Source organism: Halanaerobacter jeridensis, assembly GCF_016908315.1.
GTDB classification, from domain to species: Bacteria; Bacillota; Halanaerobiia; order Halobacteroidales; family Halobacteroidaceae; genus Halanaerobacter; species Halanaerobacter jeridensis.
In genome coordinates, this window is record NZ_JAFBDQ010000004.1 from 118,927 (window position 1) to 135,400 (window position 16,474).

At 32.4% G+C, this 16,474-nt stretch carries 19 protein-coding genes; 17 read left to right on the top strand and 2 right to left on the bottom strand.

Annotation, left to right across the window (positions count from 1 at the left end; all coding sequences use genetic code 11):
* Positions 1 to 83 precede the first annotated feature (83 nt).
* The 4 genes from JOC47_RS04935 (at position 84) to JOC47_RS04950 (ending at position 4,448) form a co-directional block, all read left to right on the top strand.
* Complete coding sequence (locus JOC47_RS04935) at positions 84 to 752, top strand: hypothetical protein (RefSeq protein ID WP_204700872.1); 669 nt, start codon at positions 84 to 86, stop codon at positions 750 to 752.
* 203 nt (positions 753 to 955) lie between these two features.
* The gene (locus JOC47_RS04940; protein WP_204700873.1) at positions 956 to 2,233 is read left to right on the top strand and encodes a DUF2157 domain-containing protein; all 1,278 of its coding nucleotides are present in this window, start codon (positions 956 to 958) and stop codon (positions 2,231 to 2,233) included.
* Complete coding sequence (locus JOC47_RS04945) at positions 2,226 to 2,786, top strand: GDYXXLXY domain-containing protein (RefSeq protein ID WP_204700874.1); 561 nt, start codon at positions 2,226 to 2,228, stop codon at positions 2,784 to 2,786. Before JOC47_RS04940 ends, JOC47_RS04945 begins: the two co-directional genes overlap by 8 nt.
* Positions 2,787 to 3,179: 393 nt before the next feature.
* A complete protein-coding gene (locus tag JOC47_RS04950; RefSeq protein WP_204700875.1) occupies positions 3,180 to 4,448 on the top strand; it encodes a bifunctional folylpolyglutamate synthase/dihydrofolate synthase in 1,269 nt (422 codons plus the stop codon).
* Between the two features lie 97 nt (positions 4,449 to 4,545).
* On the opposite strand, the gene JOC47_RS04955 is transcribed toward JOC47_RS04950, so the two are convergent.
* Positions 4,546 to 4,914, bottom strand: coding sequence for a hypothetical protein (locus JOC47_RS04955; protein WP_204700876.1), 369 nt, complete (start codon positions 4,912 to 4,914; stop codon positions 4,546 to 4,548).
* Positions 4,915 to 5,222: 308 nt separating this feature from the next.
* On the opposite strand from JOC47_RS04955, the gene JOC47_RS04960 reads away from it, so the two are divergent.
* The 13 genes from JOC47_RS04960 to JOC47_RS05015 all read left to right on the top strand — a co-directional run bounded on the left by JOC47_RS04960 (position 5,223) and on the right by JOC47_RS05015 (position 15,393).
* Positions 5,223 to 5,747, top strand: coding sequence for an SPOR domain-containing protein (locus JOC47_RS04960; RefSeq protein ID WP_204700877.1), 525 nt, complete (start codon positions 5,223 to 5,225; stop codon positions 5,745 to 5,747).
* A gap of 109 nt (positions 5,748 to 5,856) precedes the next feature.
* Positions 5,857 to 6,213, top strand: a complete 357-nt coding sequence (locus tag JOC47_RS04965; RefSeq protein ID WP_204700878.1) for a hypothetical protein — start codon at positions 5,857 to 5,859, stop codon at positions 6,211 to 6,213.
* A 26-nt stretch (positions 6,214 to 6,239) separates the two neighbouring features.
* Entirely contained in the window at positions 6,240 to 6,677 is a 438-nt protein-coding gene (locus tag JOC47_RS04970; RefSeq protein WP_204700879.1) for an ATP-binding protein, read from the top strand.
* Between the two features lie 13 nt (positions 6,678 to 6,690).
* Positions 6,691 to 7,989 carry a [Fe-Fe] hydrogenase large subunit C-terminal domain-containing protein gene (locus tag JOC47_RS04975; RefSeq protein ID WP_204700880.1) on the top strand — a complete coding sequence of 433 codons (1,299 nt, stop codon included), beginning with the start codon at positions 6,691 to 6,693 and terminating at the stop codon, positions 7,987 to 7,989.
* A 101-nt stretch (positions 7,990 to 8,090) separates the two neighbouring features.
* Positions 8,091 to 8,216: a hypothetical protein gene (locus JOC47_RS15675; RefSeq protein WP_275579367.1), complete on the top strand. Its 126-nt coding sequence runs from the start codon at positions 8,091 to 8,093 to the stop codon at positions 8,214 to 8,216.
* A 254-nt stretch (positions 8,217 to 8,470) separates the two neighbouring features.
* On the top strand, positions 8,471 to 8,803 hold the full coding sequence (locus JOC47_RS04980) for a DRTGG domain-containing protein (RefSeq protein ID WP_204700881.1): 333 nt from the start codon (positions 8,471 to 8,473) through the stop codon (positions 8,801 to 8,803).
* Between the two features lies 1 nt (position 8,804).
* The gene (locus tag JOC47_RS04985; protein ID WP_204700882.1) at positions 8,805 to 9,542 is read left to right on the top strand and encodes a PHP domain-containing protein; all 738 of its coding nucleotides are present in this window, start codon (positions 8,805 to 8,807) and stop codon (positions 9,540 to 9,542) included.
* Positions 9,543 to 9,975: 433 nt separating this feature from the next.
* Positions 9,976 to 11,283: an electron transport complex subunit RsxC gene (gene rsxC, locus JOC47_RS04990; RefSeq protein WP_204700883.1), complete on the top strand. Its 1,308-nt coding sequence runs from the start codon at positions 9,976 to 9,978 to the stop codon at positions 11,281 to 11,283.
* A gap of 21 nt (positions 11,284 to 11,304) precedes the next feature.
* Entirely contained in the window at positions 11,305 to 12,270 is a 966-nt protein-coding gene (locus tag JOC47_RS04995) for an RnfABCDGE type electron transport complex subunit D (protein ID WP_204700884.1), read from the top strand.
* A complete protein-coding gene (locus tag JOC47_RS05000) occupies positions 12,263 to 12,802 on the top strand; it encodes an RnfABCDGE type electron transport complex subunit G (RefSeq protein WP_204700885.1) in 540 nt (179 codons plus the stop codon). Before JOC47_RS04995 ends, JOC47_RS05000 begins: the two co-directional genes overlap by 8 nt.
* Before the next feature lie 53 nt (positions 12,803 to 12,855).
* Positions 12,856 to 13,449: an electron transport complex subunit RsxE gene (gene rsxE / locus JOC47_RS05005; protein WP_369127961.1), complete on the top strand. Its 594-nt coding sequence runs from the start codon at positions 12,856 to 12,858 to the stop codon at positions 13,447 to 13,449.
* Positions 13,450 to 13,564: 115 nt separating this feature from the next.
* Positions 13,565 to 14,146 carry an electron transport complex subunit RsxA gene (gene rsxA, locus JOC47_RS05010; protein ID WP_204700887.1) on the top strand — a complete coding sequence of 194 codons (582 nt, stop codon included), beginning with the start codon at positions 13,565 to 13,567 and terminating at the stop codon, positions 14,144 to 14,146.
* 215 nt (positions 14,147 to 14,361) lie between these two features.
* Positions 14,362 to 15,393 (top strand): RnfABCDGE type electron transport complex subunit B, encoded by a 1,032-nt coding sequence (locus tag JOC47_RS05015; RefSeq protein ID WP_204700888.1) that lies wholly within the window; start codon positions 14,362 to 14,364, stop codon positions 15,391 to 15,393.
* Between the two features lie 145 nt (positions 15,394 to 15,538).
* Here the strand turns inward: JOC47_RS05015 and JOC47_RS05020 are convergent, their stop codons facing one another.
* Entirely contained in the window at positions 15,539 to 16,459 is a 921-nt protein-coding gene (locus JOC47_RS05020; protein ID WP_204700889.1) for a hypothetical protein, read from the bottom strand.
* Between the last annotated feature and the right edge of the window lie 15 nt (positions 16,460 to 16,474).

The following is a 16,474-nucleotide window of genomic DNA, read 5'->3' on the forward strand; positions in this document are numbered from 1 at the left end:
ACTAACTGATGTATTTTCATTTCACATTCGATTATTCTTACGCTTAGACCCAAATTAGAGTGTTAAGCGAGGGATGATTTGCTTTGAATTTTGAACAGACTATTTTAGCTTATTCTTATTTATCCAAAAAGATTAAATTCAAGCGCCAATTTGATGTATTTGATAGACCTCTTCAATTTCAGAAAAATAAAAGTAAGAAAAATGTAAAGTCTTTTGGAATTAAAAGAAGTCTTGACCAAGAAGAAGATAATTTAAAAAGGCAAGTAGATATTTTGGATTATAAAAATAATGATAATTTTATACTGAAATTAAAAACTAACGCCGGAGTTGATGAAATAATTTTAGCTAAAATTGAGCCTAAAGAGAATTTGTTACAGACCATAGATTATGTAAGACAGAGAATCAAACAAAATAAAAACAATACTCCAAATTTGCAAAAGAATGAAGTTTTACAGATTCCCACAATGAAATTTAATCTAGAACATAGCTATTTTGATTTAATAGGAGATGTAGTTCTTAATGATGGGAGGGTAGTAACGAAAGCTATACAAAATGTTGATTTTAGGTTAAATGAAACAGGTGCTACTGTGCGGTTTAAAGCAAAGATAAAAATCAGCAAAGGGATTTTTAGGAACAAGAGGAGTTTTATTTTTGATAAGCCATTTCTAATGTATGTAAAAGAACAAGGAGCGAAATATCCATATTTGGCAGCGTGGATTGCTAATACTGAATTTTTAGTAAAAAAGCATTAAATACTATTCAGAAGAAATGAATCATTAATGAAGTTGATCTTTAAACTATAATAAAAGCAGGAGATTAAATAAATTCAATAGAAATAATCAACTAAGAGAGCAAAAAATAATTTATAAATAATAATAATATTTCAAATACTTAAATTAGAGGTGAATAATAAAAGATAGTTATTACTGTATATTTAGTTAGGAGCGGATAAAAAATGAGCGATAAAAATATTTCTTGGTTGTATAAAGAATTACCTGAATTAATAGAGGAAAATATTATTTCCGAAGAAACGGCTCAAGAAATAAGAAATTATTATGGTCCTATTAAAGAAAAAGATAAAGACCAGAATTTATTACTTATCTTTAGTATTTTAGGAGCAGTGCTGATTGGGAGTGGGATCATTTTATTGTTGGCCCATAATTGGTCTCAATTAACTCGTTTAAGTCGAACGGGGATTATTTTTTCTGGTCTAATAGGTGCTCAAACTTTTTTGGCTTGGGTATTAATCAACAGGTCATATTCTGTATCATGGCGTGAGGGTAGTGCTACTTTTTTAACTTTTATAGTCGGGGCTGCGATTGCTTTAATTGGTCAAACTTATCATTTGCCGTCTGATTTAAGTAACTTTTTATTAACTTGGATGTTATTAATTGTTCCTTTGGTTTATATAGTGGATACTACTATCCCAGCATTGATTTATTTAGCGGGGATAAGTTGGTGGGGACTTCTTGTACAGGGACAATTCCGTTTATTATTTTGGTTGTTAGCAGCTTTGGTAGTGCCTTATTATATTAAGCAAATTAAGCAAGATAAAACTTCACGTAAGGTGACAGTTTTATCTTGGGGGTTGAGTATTTCAATTTTATTTGGGCTTGGCTCTACTTTAGAAGTAAGTTCTTATTCTGCAATTTTATGGCGTTTGATTTATCTTAGTTATTTTAGTATATTATTCTTACTAGGTCAAAAAATAAGTTTAAAGACTAGAGTTTTAGAAGGATTAGGATTATTAGGAAGTTGGTTTGTGATTTATGAATTAGGTGCTTTAAAGAATAGTAATTTATGGGAATTAGATATTTTGAATAGTGGTAACTTATTTTATTATATAATTATTGTTTTATTTTTAGCTATTAATATTTATTTATTGAGAGAAAACTATTTAAAAGGTGATAGGAATAATTTAATATTAGGAACTGCTCCTTTTGTATTGTTATTAACTTTATTTATTAAAATATATACGTTAAACTTAGTTATCTATAATGCTTATTTACTTTTGATAGCATTAGGAGTTTTAGTATATGGTTTAGATAAAAAGAAGATAAAATTAGCTAATTTAGGGATTTTGATGATAGCAGTGCAGATTATAGGACGTTTTTTCTTCTTGGATATTAGCTTTATTTGGCGGCGGATAGTTTTTGTGGTAGTAGGGATCGGCTTTTTAGTCAGTAATATAATTATGAGCCGTCGTTTAAAGGGGGAAGAAAATAATGAATAAGAAGGTAACTATTAGTCTATTTGTTTTTTTAGCTGTAATTCAATTAGCAGTACCGGCGGTAATGATTAGTAAACGAGAATTAACTCTGCGCAATGGTGAGAGATTTAAATTTGCTACTGCTCCCATTGATCCTTATGATGCCTTTCGCGGGCGCTATGTACGTTTGAATTTTGCTGAATCTGAACATCCTTTGCCAAGTGGTTTAGATATTGAGCGCGGAGAGTGGGTTTATGCTCATTTAAAAAAAGATGAAAATAATTTTGCTCAAATTACTAATCTTACTTTAACTCCTCCAGTTGAACAATCTTATCTGAAAGTTAAAGTAAGATATATTAATAGAAGAAGAAAGGAAGTTATGTTAGAGTTCTCTTTTGATCGCTATTATTTAGAAGAAGAAGTTGCTAAGGTTGCTGAAAAATATTATCAGCAGTTAACTCGTAGACAACAATTAGATAGTTATGTGACAGTTAGGGTTAATGATGGCTTTGCAGTTTTAGAAGAGCTATATTTAGATGGACAACCGATTTTAGAATATGTAAAAAAATCTATATAAAGTGTAGCTTTCGGATTGAGATAAAAATGGTTTCTTCGCTCCTAAATCTAGTTTGATTCGTCTAAATTCGTATAATAAGCTGCAATTTAGTTTAATTAAATTAGAAATTAAACTTTCAAAATTACAGCTTATTATACTTCATTAAGACTCATTGAAAAACTAGATTTAAAGACGCTGCGAAACAATTTTATCTCAATCCAAGGCAGTCTTACTTTAAGTGTGGGAGCAGGTATATACCATTTTGAAGTTGCTTATTTTTTAATTGTGCCTCTTGCTTTTGATTTTATGTTTTTAACTACTAGCTCCTAACTACTTACTTCTAGCTATAAAGTTTCACTGAAAGTGAAACTTTATATAGATATTGTGTAACTACAAATTAAGTGAGGGATAATAATGCAAGAATTAGACTATTTACAGCAATTAGATAAGTTTGGAGTTCAGCCTGGTTTAGAGCGAATGGAGTTATTATTAGATTATTTAGATAATCCAGAGCAAGACTTGGATATTATTCATATTGCAGGTACTAATGGTAAAGGCTCTACTTCTGCACTATTGACTTCAATTTATAAAGAAGCAGGGTATAAAGTAGGGACTTATAATTCGCCAGAGATTGTAGAATTTAATGAACGGATGCGGATTAATGAGCAATATATTAGTGATCAGAAATTGTCGCAATTAGTCAAAGAAGTCAAACCTGCTATAAAGGAAGTGGAAGAACAGCTAGCTCATCCAACCTTTTTTGAAGTGGTAACAGCAATTGCTATTTTATATTTTGCGCAGGAAAATGTTGATTTAGCTATCTTGGAAGTCGGTATGGGTGGTGTTTTAGATGCTACTAATGTTGGGAACAGTTTAGTATCGGTAATAACAAATGTTAGCTTAGATCATACAGAGTATTTAGGAGATACTTTAACTGAAATAGCTAGTGAAAAAGGGGGGATTATCAAAGAGGGACAAGCTGTGATTACTGCTGCTACTAAAGAAAAAGTAAAAGATAAGCTAGCCGAGATTGCTGAAGAGAAGAAAGCAGATTTAATTAATATCTATGATTATTTCTTTTGGGAAGAAAAAGAAACAGAAGGCATTAAGCAACAGTTAGATATTAACGGTTTAAGAGGTTATTATAAAGATTTAGAATTACCTTTATTAGGAGAGTATCAAATCATTAATACTGTGACTGCACTTGCAGTAATTGAAATATTATATAGTGAATATGCAGTTGATCCTGAGGCAATTAAACAGGGAATATCTAAAGTACGGTGGCCGGGTCGTTTAGAGGTAGTATCTGAAAAGCCAATGATAATCTTAGATGGTGCTCATAATCAAGCCGGTGCTCAGCAATTACGAAAAGAATTAGAAAAATTAAACTATAAGAGATTGATTATAGTACTTAGTATTTTAGAAGATAAAGATTATCCAGGGATAATAGAACAATTGGCTCCTCTAGCAGATGAGTTAATATTGACTAAAAATCAAAATCCACGTGCTGCTAAAATTGAAGAGTTGGAAAAATATGCTCGAAAATATGAAGCTTCGCTGAGAACTGAAAGAGAACTAGAAAAGGCAGTCGATGATGCTGTGGATGAAGCTACTGCAAATGATTTGATTTTAGTAGGAGGTTCGTTATATACTGTAAGTGAGATTAGAAGTAGATTTGTATAGGATTAATATAAGTGAAGCTTAGATGCTATGAGCTGAACTGAGACCAGATAAAGGGGTGGATTTTATCTGGCGTCGCACAGCTCATAGCGTATAGTTTTTAACCCAAATAAATTCCTGAGACATCATTTATTGTGTCACGGCCTAGTTCATGACCGTTGGTCTTGATTACTATTTCAATTGTTCTATCATCTAGTTGTTCTTTTGTTCTCAATTCTTTGATATTAAATAATAAAAAGAAATTATTGTTTTGGTCAGTGATTGTATCAACTGCTTGAACTCCGGTGCCTGAAGTCATACCACCTTTCGTATTAACTCCATATAAAGTATATTCTTCAGGTGAAAGTTGACAATTATCAACTTGAACGGCTAAATGGCCAGGTACATCTCTGCGATTAGTATTATTTTTTATGACCGAAGCATCAATATCACATTTTTGTGAATTTAGTTTTGTAACTTGCACACCCATTGTAAAAACCTCCTTTTAAACTAATTGAAAATGATTCTTAATATCTTTGCTTTAATTTTATATAATCCATAATTAATTGTCAAGAGAAATTGATTAGCATTATTTACTTGTCTTTCAGATCTTTAACTTTTTTAAGAGGTCTTGTGAAATTTATCTAGAAGTAATTTATAATAAGATTTCACAAAATATTTTAATCATTATTAATAAACAATTGTCCTCTTGCATAATATCATACTAGAATAAGATATTAAGTTTTAAAGGGAGGAGGGCAGAAATCTTCTTAATTGTGTTAAGAAGATACTTATATTATGAATATGAATAAGAAAAATTTAAAGTCAGGAACTTCATTATTGTTTATGTTGGGATTTATGGCTGTAATTGCTAGTGTATTTGGTTATTTTATTAGTAGTTGGTTTTTAGATTATGTAACTGCTCCAGAAGAAGAGATTAATTCTGTAGCTAATAATCGTACAGTAAAAGAAGAAAAAATTGACCCACAACAGAAGGAGGATTCTCAATCCACAGCCAGTTCAATTGCAAGTGATAATTCTGATTTCAAATCTGATACTCAAGAGCAGAAAAAAGAAGATGAAGCAGCTACAATTAAACCACAAGCTAATTCGGATTTATTTGCTGTGCAAGTAGGAGCATTTAGCAAAAAGGATAATGCAGAGGGATTAGTAAACAAACTACAAAATAAAGGTTTTACGGCCTATATAACAACAAAAAATCCTTATCGGGTTCAAGTAGGTGCTTTTAAAACTAAAGAAGCAGCTGAAGAGTTAGGAAAAGAACTGCAAAAAATTGGTTTTCCAGTTTATATTAATCATTAATTAGGACTAATATTTTAATTTCATAAGAGGATTGGTAATATTGCCAATCCCTCATATTTTTTCTAAAAGATAAACTTAAATCTATAATTTTTTCATGAGGAGGTTTGTGATGAAATTAACTAAGATTCATAACTTATTAGAAACAGAAATTATTTATCAAAGTCAATCAGAATTAAATATTGTATCTGCTTGTGGAGCTGATTTAATGAGTGATGTGCTAGCTTTTTCTAGAGAAAAAACTTTACTATTAACTGGTTTAACTAATCCTCAAGTAGTTAGAACAGCAGAAATGATTGATTTAGAATTAATTATATTTGTTAGAGGAAAACAACCACCAAAAGAAACTATTGCTTTAGCAGAGGAACAAGATATAACATTATTAACAACTGAGAAACCTTTATATGAAGCTTGTGGGATTTTATATTCAGCAGGTTTGAAGCCAGAAAAATTAGATACAATAGAGTGAAAATAGACAAGCATGGAGGGATTGTTATGGGCAGTAATGCTGATAGTAAAGAAATAATAAATGCAGAAGTAGAAGCAGGTGATTTTAGCAGTGGGGGAGAAATTTCAAGTAAATTAAAAGATTTATTGCGTAAATTAGGAACTTCATCTAAGCTAATTAGAAAAATAGCAATTATAACTTATGAATTAGAAATGAATATAATTATTCATTCTGAGGGAGGTAGTTTAGCAGCAGAAGTTAATCCTGGTCGTATAGATATTATTGCTCGTGATGAGGGACCAGGGATTGAAGATGTGGATAAAGCTTTTAAGCCAGGTTATTCTACAGCTAGTGAGTCTGTTAGAGAAATGGGATTTGGAGCAGGAATGGGTTTATGTAATATTAAAAACTATGCTGATAATTTAGAGGTGGAAAGTGAATTGGGGGTAGGAACAACAATTAGAGCCTCAATTGATCTTAAATAAAGTGGTGATTTAAATGACTGATTTACATTCTGTATTGTTAGATGAAGATAAATGTGAAGGCTGTACTAATTGTGTAAAAAATTGTCCGACTGATGCAATTAGAGTTCATCAAGGACAAGCAATTATTAAAGATGAGAAGTGTATTGATTGTGGAGAATGTGTGCGTAGTTGTCAACATCATGCTAAACAAATTTCTACTGATGGACTAGATAAAATTGGAGATTATAAACATCCTATAGTTTTAGTAGCTCCTAGTTTTTATGGTCAGTTTACGACTGATATTGATCCGGTTAAAATAGTAATAGCATTTAAGCAATTAGGGTTTGAAGAAGTTTGGGATGTTGCTTTAGGTGCAGAAGCTTTGACTAGAAAGACAGCTCAATATTTAAAGGATAATGAGGGTCCTATTATTTCCTCTTCTTGTCCAACAGTTGTAAGATTAATCAAGCTATTGTATCCAGAATTACTTGATTATTTAGCTCCTTTTAAATCGCCAGTACAATTAGTTGCTCAACGGGCTAAAGAGAGGGCTATAAAAGAAAAAGGATTTGCAGAAGAAGAGGTAGGTGTCTTTTTTATCACTCCTTGCCCTGCTAAGATGACAACTGTCAATAATCCATTAGGATTAGAAAAAAGTTATGTGGATGGTGCAATAGCAGTAGATAAAATATATCGTAAATTACTGAAAAAAGTTAAAAATATGGATGTGTCAATGGATTATGAAGAATATGAAACACCTTATTTAGGTATTAGTTGGGGCAAAAGAGGTGGAGAAGCAGACCTCTTATCTTCTGAAAACACTATTTCAGTTACAGGAATTCATAATGTCACTTCAATTTTAGATGAATTAGACCGTGGTGATTTGCCGTCAATTAAATATTTTGAATTAGTATCTTGTGAACCTGGTTGTGTGGGAGGAGTATTAAATGTAAAAAATCCTTTTGTGGCTCAATTTAATATTGAAAACTTAGTTGAAGATCATGGTAAATTTATAGAGCAGAGTTTAGATGACTATGATTTTGAACTGGATAAAGAATTCACACCTAATACTGTAGCTCCTCTGGATGATGATTTTGCCTCAGCTATGGCTAAGTTAACTGAGTTGGAAGAAGAAATTGATGAATTGCCAGGCTTGGATTGTGCTGCTTGTGGAGCACCTGACTGTCGTACTTTAGCCGAAGATATTATTAATGGTTTGGCTAATCGAACTGATTGTATATTTATTTTAAGACAACAGTTAGCCGAATTAACTGATGAAATGTCTTCTTTGGCCCATTCTTTACCACCAATTATTCAAGATGAAGGAGATTGAAGCAGTTGCAAAATAGTAATGTAAAATTATTCAAATCAAGGTAAAACCTTTTTTAATTTATTACCTAAATATAGGGCATTCTATATTTAGGAGGTGATATAATGAAATATTTTAAAAGCTATAAAAAATCAATCCCAAATATTAAAAAGGAAGGTGGTGAAAATCCTGCTTATAGCAAAGATTATGCATATTCTAGATACAGGAAAAGGTTGTTGGCAATCGCTTAATAATTTTAACCTGATAAAAAGAATCAATTTTCAAATAGTTTATATAGGTCAAAGCACCACGTAGAGAAAGAACTTTGCCTAGAATGTAAATTTAGGGACAGGTAACACCTGTATCTTTCTAGTACCTTGATATTTTAGATATTAAGGGCAATAGGGAAGATTATAATCAAGCGATTATACCTAACACGATCTAATCCTGTATGATTGTGGTCTATGTATAGTTTTGCATAGGTTTTTATAAGCAGGTAATAAAGATGAAGATTAAAAAAGTAGCAAGTGAATTAGAATTAGAAAGAGTAGTAGCAGGAGATGAAGCAGCAGAAGTTACAGGAGTGCATGTAGGAGATTTATTAAGTAATGTCATGAGTCGGGCTCAAGCAGGAGATTTATGGATTACTATTCAGGGCCATCAAAATGTAGCAGCTATTGCTCTGCTGACTGAAGTAGCAGGAGTAGTAGTAGCAGAAGGGTTAGACATAGATGATGATACAATTGTTAAAGCTGAAGAAAAGGGGATTAACCTTTATCAAAGCCAATTATCTAGTTATCAATTAGCAGGGCAATTATATGATTTAGGGATTAAATAAAGTGCAGACTTTTTTTGCTGATCTTCATATTCATACTGTCTTATCCCCTTGTGGAGATTTATTGATGACACCGCAAAATATTATTGAGCAAGCTATTGAAGTTGGTTTAGATATGATTGCAATTACTGATCATAATTCAGCTAAAAATGTAGTAACTGCATTTGAATTAGCTTCTGATACTGATTTAACTGTGATTCCAGGTATGGAGGTAGAGACTAAAGAAGAAGTTCATTTAGTATGTTTATTTCCGGATGTAGAGCAAGTTTTAAAGTGGCAAGAAGTGGTTGAAAGTGCTCTTCCGGATATAGAAAATAATGAAGAAGCCTTTGGCCCGCAGTTAATAACAGATTTAAATGATGAATATATAGAAAAAGAGCCTAAGTTGTTACTACAAGCAACAGGTTTAAGTGTTGAAGAAGTAGTTACTAAAGTAAGAAAATTGAGAGGTATAGTTATTCCAGCACATGTAGATAAAAGTAATTATAGTTTGATTTATAATTTGGGGTTTATAAATCCAGAATTGGATATTGTAGGGGTGGAAGTATCTAAAAATACAAGTGAAGAAGAGGCGAAAGCAGAATTTGAACAATTAAATGATTATATGTTATTGAGTAATTCTGATGCTCATTATTTAAAAGATTTAAAAAAGAGTATGAAATTGTATTTAGAAGAAGCTAATTTCCAAGAATTAAAATTGGCTATTAATGGTGAAAAAGGGCGAAAAATAGAATTATTATAGTTAAAATAGTTGATGATATGTTTATTTGTCTTGCGAAAAACAAGATATAATGATACAATAAAAAATAGTTAGAGAAATGACAATTTAATATTTTAGGGTAGAAAATAAAAGAACCCTTACTTAACTTTAGAAAGCGGCAGAGCTTAATTATGTTTTTTTACAGTTAAGTAGGGGTTTTATCTATTGTGGAGGTGATAGAAAGTCATAGGAAATTTTAATAATGAATATAGTAAGAAAGAAATAGGGGAAAGTCTTGATGTAAAATTTTAGCAAGATAGCATAGGAAACCAGAGTATAAGCTAATATTTCTAAGTAATCTTGAAACTAAAAGTGAAAATAATAACTAATTGGTATTTGCTTGACTTATTAGTTATTAAATAATAAAATTTAGTAATGTGGAACAATCAATAAAGATATAGAAAGAGGTGAAAAAATGGAAGCAAAAACTTTCCAACAGGGGATTCATCCCCACTATAATAAAGAGTTAACTAATCAAAAGCCTTTGCACCGGGCTGAAGACCCAGAGGAAGTATTGATTCCTATTCAACAGCATATTGGTGCTCCAGCGCAATTGATAGTCGAGGTTGGAGATGAAGTTGCTGTAGGAGAAAAGATAGCTGAAGCAGGTGGCTTTGTTTCTGCTAATATTCATTCTAGTGTGGCAGGTGAAGTTACTGCTATTGAAGAGAAGAATGAACAAGTAGTTGTTAAAATCAAGAATGATGGCAGTACTAAGCAGAAGACTAATTTAGAAGCCCATGATAGTTTAGCAGATGTTACATCGTCTGATATTAGGGATATTATTCAAGAAGCAGGAATTGTGGGATTAGGTGGTGCTACTTTTCCAAGTCATGTGAAAGTATCTATCCCAGAAGATAAGAATGTTGATACAGTTATTTTGAATGGTGCAGAATGTGAACCTTATTTAACTATTGACCACCGGATGATGGTGGAAATGGCTGAAAAGGTTCTATTTGGTTTAGAAGCTATAATGAAAGCTGCTGATGCTCAAAAAGGATACATTGGCATTGAGGTTAATAAACCAGATGCAATTGAGAAGATGAGAGAAATAACTAGTGACCAGTCAAATATTGAAGTTGTACCATTAAAAGTTAAGTATCCGCAAGGGGGAGAAAAACAACTAATTGAATCAGTATTAGAGAAGGAAGTACCATCAGGAGGACTGCCGCTAGATATAGGAGTAGTAGTTAATAATATTGGAACTGCTGTTGCAATTACTGAGGCAATTACTGAAGGTAAGAATTTATTTGAAAGAGCAGTAACAGTTACAGGAGCAGTAAATAATCCGCAGAATTTAATTGCTAAAGTAGGAACTCCTATTGAAGAACTGATTGAACAATGTGATGGTTTTAAAGGTCAACCTGGAAAAGTGATCATGGGGGGACCCATGACAGGTAAAGCACAAAACCGCCTTGATAATCCAATTACTAAAGGAACATCAGGTATATTAGTATTAGATGAAGAAGAAACTAAAGATTATTCTGAAGCAGGGCCATGTATTAGATGTGCTAATTGTGTTGATGTTTGTCCAATTAATTTAGTGCCAACAAGATTAGTTAATTTAGTTAAAGAAGATATGATAGAAGAGGCAGAAGAAGATGGTCTGATGGATTGTATAGAATGTGGGTCATGTTCTTATGTTTGTCCGTCTAATATTGAATTAGTGCAGAGAATTAAATTAGGTAAAGAAAAACTAAGAGCTAAAAAGAGAGAACAGTAGATAGGAATAGGAGGTAAGATGATGGAAGAGACATCAAATTTAACTGTTTCCCCAGCACCGCATATTAGAGGTCCAGAATCAATCTCTGAGATAATGCGTAGTGTAATTATCGCTTTATTGCCAGCAACATTATTTGGGGTTTATTATTTTGGTTTGCATGCATTATTATTGGTTGCTAGCTGTGTTATATCAGCTATCTTGACAGAAGCGGTTTGGGAAAAAATTAGAGGAACAAGTGGTTCGACTTTAGATGGAAGTGCAGCTTTAACAGGATTATTAGTTGCATTAGTAGTTCCTGGAGGTTTACCAATTTGGATGGGTATTTTAGGTAGTATAGTATCTATTTCTCTAGGCAAGCAAATTTTTGGTGGTTTAGGATTTAACTTTTTCAATCCAGCTTTAGTTGGAAGAGCATTTTTAATGGCTTCTTTTCCTAAAGCAATGACTACTTGGGATTGGGAAGCTATGGCTTTTGATTGGAAGGTCTTTGAATTAACTTCTGGTGCTACACCGTTAGCATCACAAGCAGAATTTAGCTGGACTGGTTCCGGTCTTAATTATGTAGATTTATTTTTAGGTAAGATTGGTGGTTGTATTGGTGAAACTTCAGTAGCAGCGTTAGTAATTGGATTTTTATATTTGCTGTATAAGGGATATGCTGACTGGAGAATTCCTACTGCTTATTTAGGAAGTGTAGCTTTGTTAACTACTGTTTTAGGTTCAAGAGGTCCTATTTTCCATCTCTTAGCAGGTGGAGTTGTAATTGGAGCATTGTTTATGGCAACTGATATGGTAACTACTCCAGTTACTAAAAATGGACGTTGGATTTTTGGTTTAGGTTGTGGTTTCTTGACTGTTTTAATTAGAATTTATGGTGGTTATCCTGAGGGGACATCTTATGCTATTTTACTAATGAATATGTTTGTTCCACTAATTGATCAATATACTTTACCTCAGGTCTATGGTGAGGTGAAAGCCAATGGCTGATAAAATAAAACCGAAGTTAATTATTGTTCTAACAATAATTATGATTACTTCAGCTGGAGTTTTAACTTTCGTCCAGCAGTTGACTCTACCTAAAATTCAGAGTCATGCTCAGCAGAAAAAAGAAAATGCTATTTTAACTGTATTACCAGGAGCAGAAGAATATGAGCAAGTGGATAAAGGAAATTTGACTCTATATAAAGGGCTTGATTCTTCTGGTAATGTAGTAGGTTATGCTCTACAAAATTCTGGGCAAGGTTTCCAGAGTGTATTAAAAATAATGGTTGGATTAGATGTAGATGCTAAAAAAGTAATGAAAGTAAAGATCTTAAATCAGGCTGAAACGCCAGGTTTAGGAGCAAGAATTATAGAAAAGCAGTTTAAATCTCAATTTAATGACAAGGCTTTTAGTGATTCATTTCAGGCTAAAAAGGATATTGATGCTATTTCTGGCGCTACTATTTCTTCACAAGCTATGTCAGATGTTATTAAGGGAGCAATTAAGAAAATACAAGAGTCGGATATTAATCTATAAAATTGTTTAAAGATTATTTATTGTTAATTTTAGAGTTGGGGGGAATGATTTTGATGAAGTTGTGGAAAGATTTTGTTAAAGGTTTATGGGAAGAAAACCCAGTTTGGGTCATGTTACTGGGAATGTGCCCTACTTTAGCAGTAACTAATACAGCAACAAATGGTTTTGCTATGGGATTAGCAACTACTTTTGTACTGTTAGGCGGCGGAATAGTGAATTCAGCTGTCAAGAATTTGATTCCTAGTGAAGTTAGAATTCCAAGTTTCATCGTTGTAATTGCTACTTTTGTAACGATAGTTGATTATACTACTAAAGCCTATTTTCCAGCAATTGCTGAATCTTTAAGTTTATTTATTCCTTTGATTGTAGTTAACTGTTTGATTTTAGGACGTTCTGAATCTTTTGCTTCTAAAATGCCAGTTCATCGGTCAATTGCTGATGCATTAGGTATGGGGGCTGGATTTACATTAGCTTTAACTTCTTTAGGAGTTGTTCGAGAAGTACTAGGTTTTGGAACAGTATTTGGTTCTTCAATTCCCGGTTTGACTAGTTGGTTTCAACCGTGGGGAATTATGGTTTTACCAGCAGGTGCGTTTCTAAGTTTAGGTGTAGTACTTGGAGTGCTAAATTCAATTAGACAGTCTTAGTAGCTATGAACAAGGACAAAAAAAAGTTGCAGGGAAGTTTTTGAGTTTTAAAAATTGATTTTGTTTGTTACTTTAAGTTGTTAATTATATAACTAGATTGTAAGGAGGTTGCGGAATGGTTGATTTAGGTGGCTTGTTATTGATTTTTATGACTGCCTCAATAACAAATAACTTTATTTTATCTCAGTTTTTAGGGATTTGTCCTTTTTTAGGTGTATCTAAAGAAGTTCCGACTGCTTTTAGTATGGGACTAGCAACTACTTTTGTAATGACAACTTCAGCCATCTGTGTTTGGTTTGTTAATTCATTTATTTTAGTTCCATTTGGCTTGGAGTATTTAAAATATGTAGCGTTTATTTTAGTAATTTCTTCTTTTGTACAGTTAACAGAAATGATTGTTAGAAAAGTTAGCCCGCCAATTTATAAAGCTTTAGGTATATTTTTACCACTAATCACTACTAACTGTGCAATATTAGGTTTAGCTTTAAAGATACCGATTAATGGCTATAACTTCATTGAAAGTACTATTTATGGTTTAGGAGCTGGAGTTGGTTTTACTCTAGCAATAGTAATTATGGCTAGTATGCGAGAAAGATTGGCTTTTGCTGACGTTCCTAAGCCATTAAAAGGAGCCCCAATTACATTATTAATTGCTGGTTTAATGTCAATGGCTTTTATGGGCTTCTCCGGAATGTAACAAAAATTGTATATAGATTGGGCAAAGTAATTAGCTTTAAGTAGAGTAATTAGGACTATCACGAAGGGGCTTAATTTGCAGATTATTTAAATCTGTAAGTAAAGATTTGCTATTGTCAAATTTAACTTTAGTAACTATTATTTGAATTTAATTAAGCAAATGACTAATTGTTGATGATAGAAGCTTAGTTTTGTTAGAGAGGGAGGTAAAGCGAGATGGATTGGTCAAATTTTATTAAAGCTATCCCTAGTATGGGAGCACTTGGAGCCTTATTTGCTGGTGGATTAGCTTATGCTTCAGTAAAATTTTCTGTTAAAGAAGACCCTAAGAAGGAATCAATTAATGAAGCACTGCCAGGGATAGATTGTGGTGCTTGTGGTTATCCAGGTTGTGCTAGTTATGCTGATGCTATTGTAAATGAAGGAGCAGAAATTGATTTATGTCAACCTGGTGGTCAAGAGGTTAAAGAAGAAATAGCTGAAGTTATGGGCTTAGAAACTGGCGGTTCGAGTGTTGAAAAAGTGGCTCAATTAATGTGTCAAGGGGATAGAGAAGCAACAGTTTATCAGGCTGATTATCATGGTATTGCTAGCTGTAATGCGATTAATATGGAAGAAAGTATTAAATCATGTCCTTATGGTTGTTTAGGTTTTGGAGATTGTATAGAGGTTTGTCCCTTTGATGCTATTTATATGAATGATAAAGGGCTACCAGAAATTGATTTAGAGGCTTGTACAGCTTGTGGTAAGTGTGTTGAAGAATGTCCGCGAGATATTATTGAAATAGTAGCTAGCACCCAAGAAGTAACGGCTAAATGTAAGTCGATCTTAGAGGGCAGTAAAGTTAGTAAAGTTTGCGAAAATGGCTGTATCGCTTGTACACTTTGTGAACAAAACTGTCCGGTAGATGCAATTACTATGGAAAATAATTTGCCGGTAATAAATGATGAAACATGCATTGATTGCGGTAAATGCGTTGAAGTGTGTCCAACTGACTCTATGGTAGAATTACCGTTAGAATCTCCTGAGGAAGAAGGAGATACTGAAGCAGAGGCTGAAGAAGAAAGTCAAGGCGATGAAATAGTTATCACTGAGGATTGTGTAGGATGTGGAGCTTGTGAAACAGCTTGTCCAGTTGATGCTATTGCTAAAATAGAAGATGATCAATATGAAATTGATCAAGATAAATGTGTGCAGTGTGAAAAATGTATTTCGCAATGCCCAGTTGATGCAATTGAATATCAGTAACTATCATTAAGAGGTCAGCTTTAAAGCTGACCTCTTTTTTTCTTGCTTCATCTAGGAAAAACAGTATTTTATTAAATTATTAGTTTGTATTTTAGATTTTATTCTTTACTTATCACTAATTTATAAACGTTCGTTTGCCTATTTTTTAGAATAGATATTTGATTGAGGTAGCGATTTTATAAGACTCTAAATCTATTGTATGATCAATGTTTTTTATTTTCTCACCTTTATAATCACCATCATACCAGTATTGTTCTTGATAACCTTCAGTATCTATCTTATTATAAGTACCGGATAATGAAAAAATAAGATTAGAGTTTATGTTATAGTTTAGTACACTATTAATAATAATTGCACTTCCATCTGTTTCCCCAGTAGATTCTTTGTATCTTAGAATATGATCATCTACATCTTCCGCTTCAACATAAGGAGCGAGATTCAAATCAATTTGCCAATTCAATTTTTGTTGTGTGCTATTTTTCACTTTAACCCCTAAGTAAGGAATGTGATATTGTACTTCATATGCTAATACTTTTCCGCTTCTTTCACTTTTGGTGTTATTAAAATAATTATACTGAACTACATCATGAACATTATAATCATAGTTATTATATTTATACCCTAATTTTAAGTGATAACTCATATTTTGATTATAATCTTTTGAAGGGCTTAGTAACTCTAAATTTCCGCTCCATAAATCTAAATCAGCTGTACTTTCTGAATAAATAATTTTATTTTCGCTTTGAGAATAAATCCAATCAGAATCTTTCATAATGCCATTGTTCTCTTGGTCAAGATTTTTCATTACTGATAAATTAATGTTTTTAATACCTAAGGTAGTAGTTTTCAAACTATGGATATATTTAGTAGTAATAAATTTAGTGTCTAAAGGGAAAATTAACTCACTCTTCCATCCCCCATCTGCTTCTCCATGAATAGTATAATCAGTTTCTCCGTTTAATTTACCAAATTGAAATTGAATTCCTCCTTCTCCTTCTTGAGCTGATGCTAAAGGACTTATAAATAAAAAGAACAGCATCAAAATAATAATATTTTTCTTTTTCAATGTTGAAACCTCCTA

Bases quoted from the DNA above. Each gene is read 5' to 3' on its own strand.
- JOC47_RS05015 (WP_204700888.1), top strand. From the start codon at position 14,362: ATGGATTGGTCAAATTTTATTAAAGCTATCCCTAGTATGGGAGCACTT.
- rsxA (WP_204700887.1), top strand. From the start codon at position 13,565: ATGGTTGATTTAGGTGGCTTGTTATTGATTTTTATGACTGCCTCAATA.
- JOC47_RS04965 (WP_204700878.1), top strand. From the start codon at position 5,857: ATGAAATTAACTAAGATTCATAACTTATTAGAAACAGAAATTATTTAT.
- JOC47_RS04955 (WP_204700876.1), bottom strand. From the start codon at position 4,914: ATGGGTGTGCAAGTTACAAAACTAAATTCACAAAAATGTGATATTGAT.
- rsxC (WP_204700883.1), top strand. From the start codon at position 9,976: ATGGAAGCAAAAACTTTCCAACAGGGGATTCATCCCCACTATAATAAA.
- JOC47_RS04995 (WP_204700884.1), top strand. From the start codon at position 11,305: ATGGAAGAGACATCAAATTTAACTGTTTCCCCAGCACCGCATATTAGA.
- JOC47_RS04945 (WP_204700874.1), top strand. From the start codon at position 2,226: ATGAATAAGAAGGTAACTATTAGTCTATTTGTTTTTTTAGCTGTAATT.
- JOC47_RS04950 (WP_204700875.1), top strand. From the start codon at position 3,180: ATGCAAGAATTAGACTATTTACAGCAATTAGATAAGTTTGGAGTTCAG.
- JOC47_RS04975 (WP_204700880.1), top strand. From the start codon at position 6,691: ATGACTGATTTACATTCTGTATTGTTAGATGAAGATAAATGTGAAGGC.
- rsxE (WP_369127961.1), top strand. From the start codon at position 12,856: ATGAAGTTGTGGAAAGATTTTGTTAAAGGTTTATGGGAAGAAAACCCA.
- JOC47_RS04940 (WP_204700873.1), top strand. From the start codon at position 956: ATGAGCGATAAAAATATTTCTTGGTTGTATAAAGAATTACCTGAATTA.
- JOC47_RS04970 (WP_204700879.1), top strand. From the start codon at position 6,240: ATGGGCAGTAATGCTGATAGTAAAGAAATAATAAATGCAGAAGTAGAA.
- JOC47_RS15675 (WP_275579367.1), top strand. From the start codon at position 8,091: ATGAAATATTTTAAAAGCTATAAAAAATCAATCCCAAATATTAAAAAG.
- JOC47_RS04960 (WP_204700877.1), top strand. From the start codon at position 5,223: ATGAATATGAATAAGAAAAATTTAAAGTCAGGAACTTCATTATTGTTT.
- JOC47_RS04980 (WP_204700881.1), top strand. From the start codon at position 8,471: ATGAAGATTAAAAAAGTAGCAAGTGAATTAGAATTAGAAAGAGTAGTA.
- JOC47_RS05000 (WP_204700885.1), top strand. From the start codon at position 12,263: ATGGCTGATAAAATAAAACCGAAGTTAATTATTGTTCTAACAATAATT.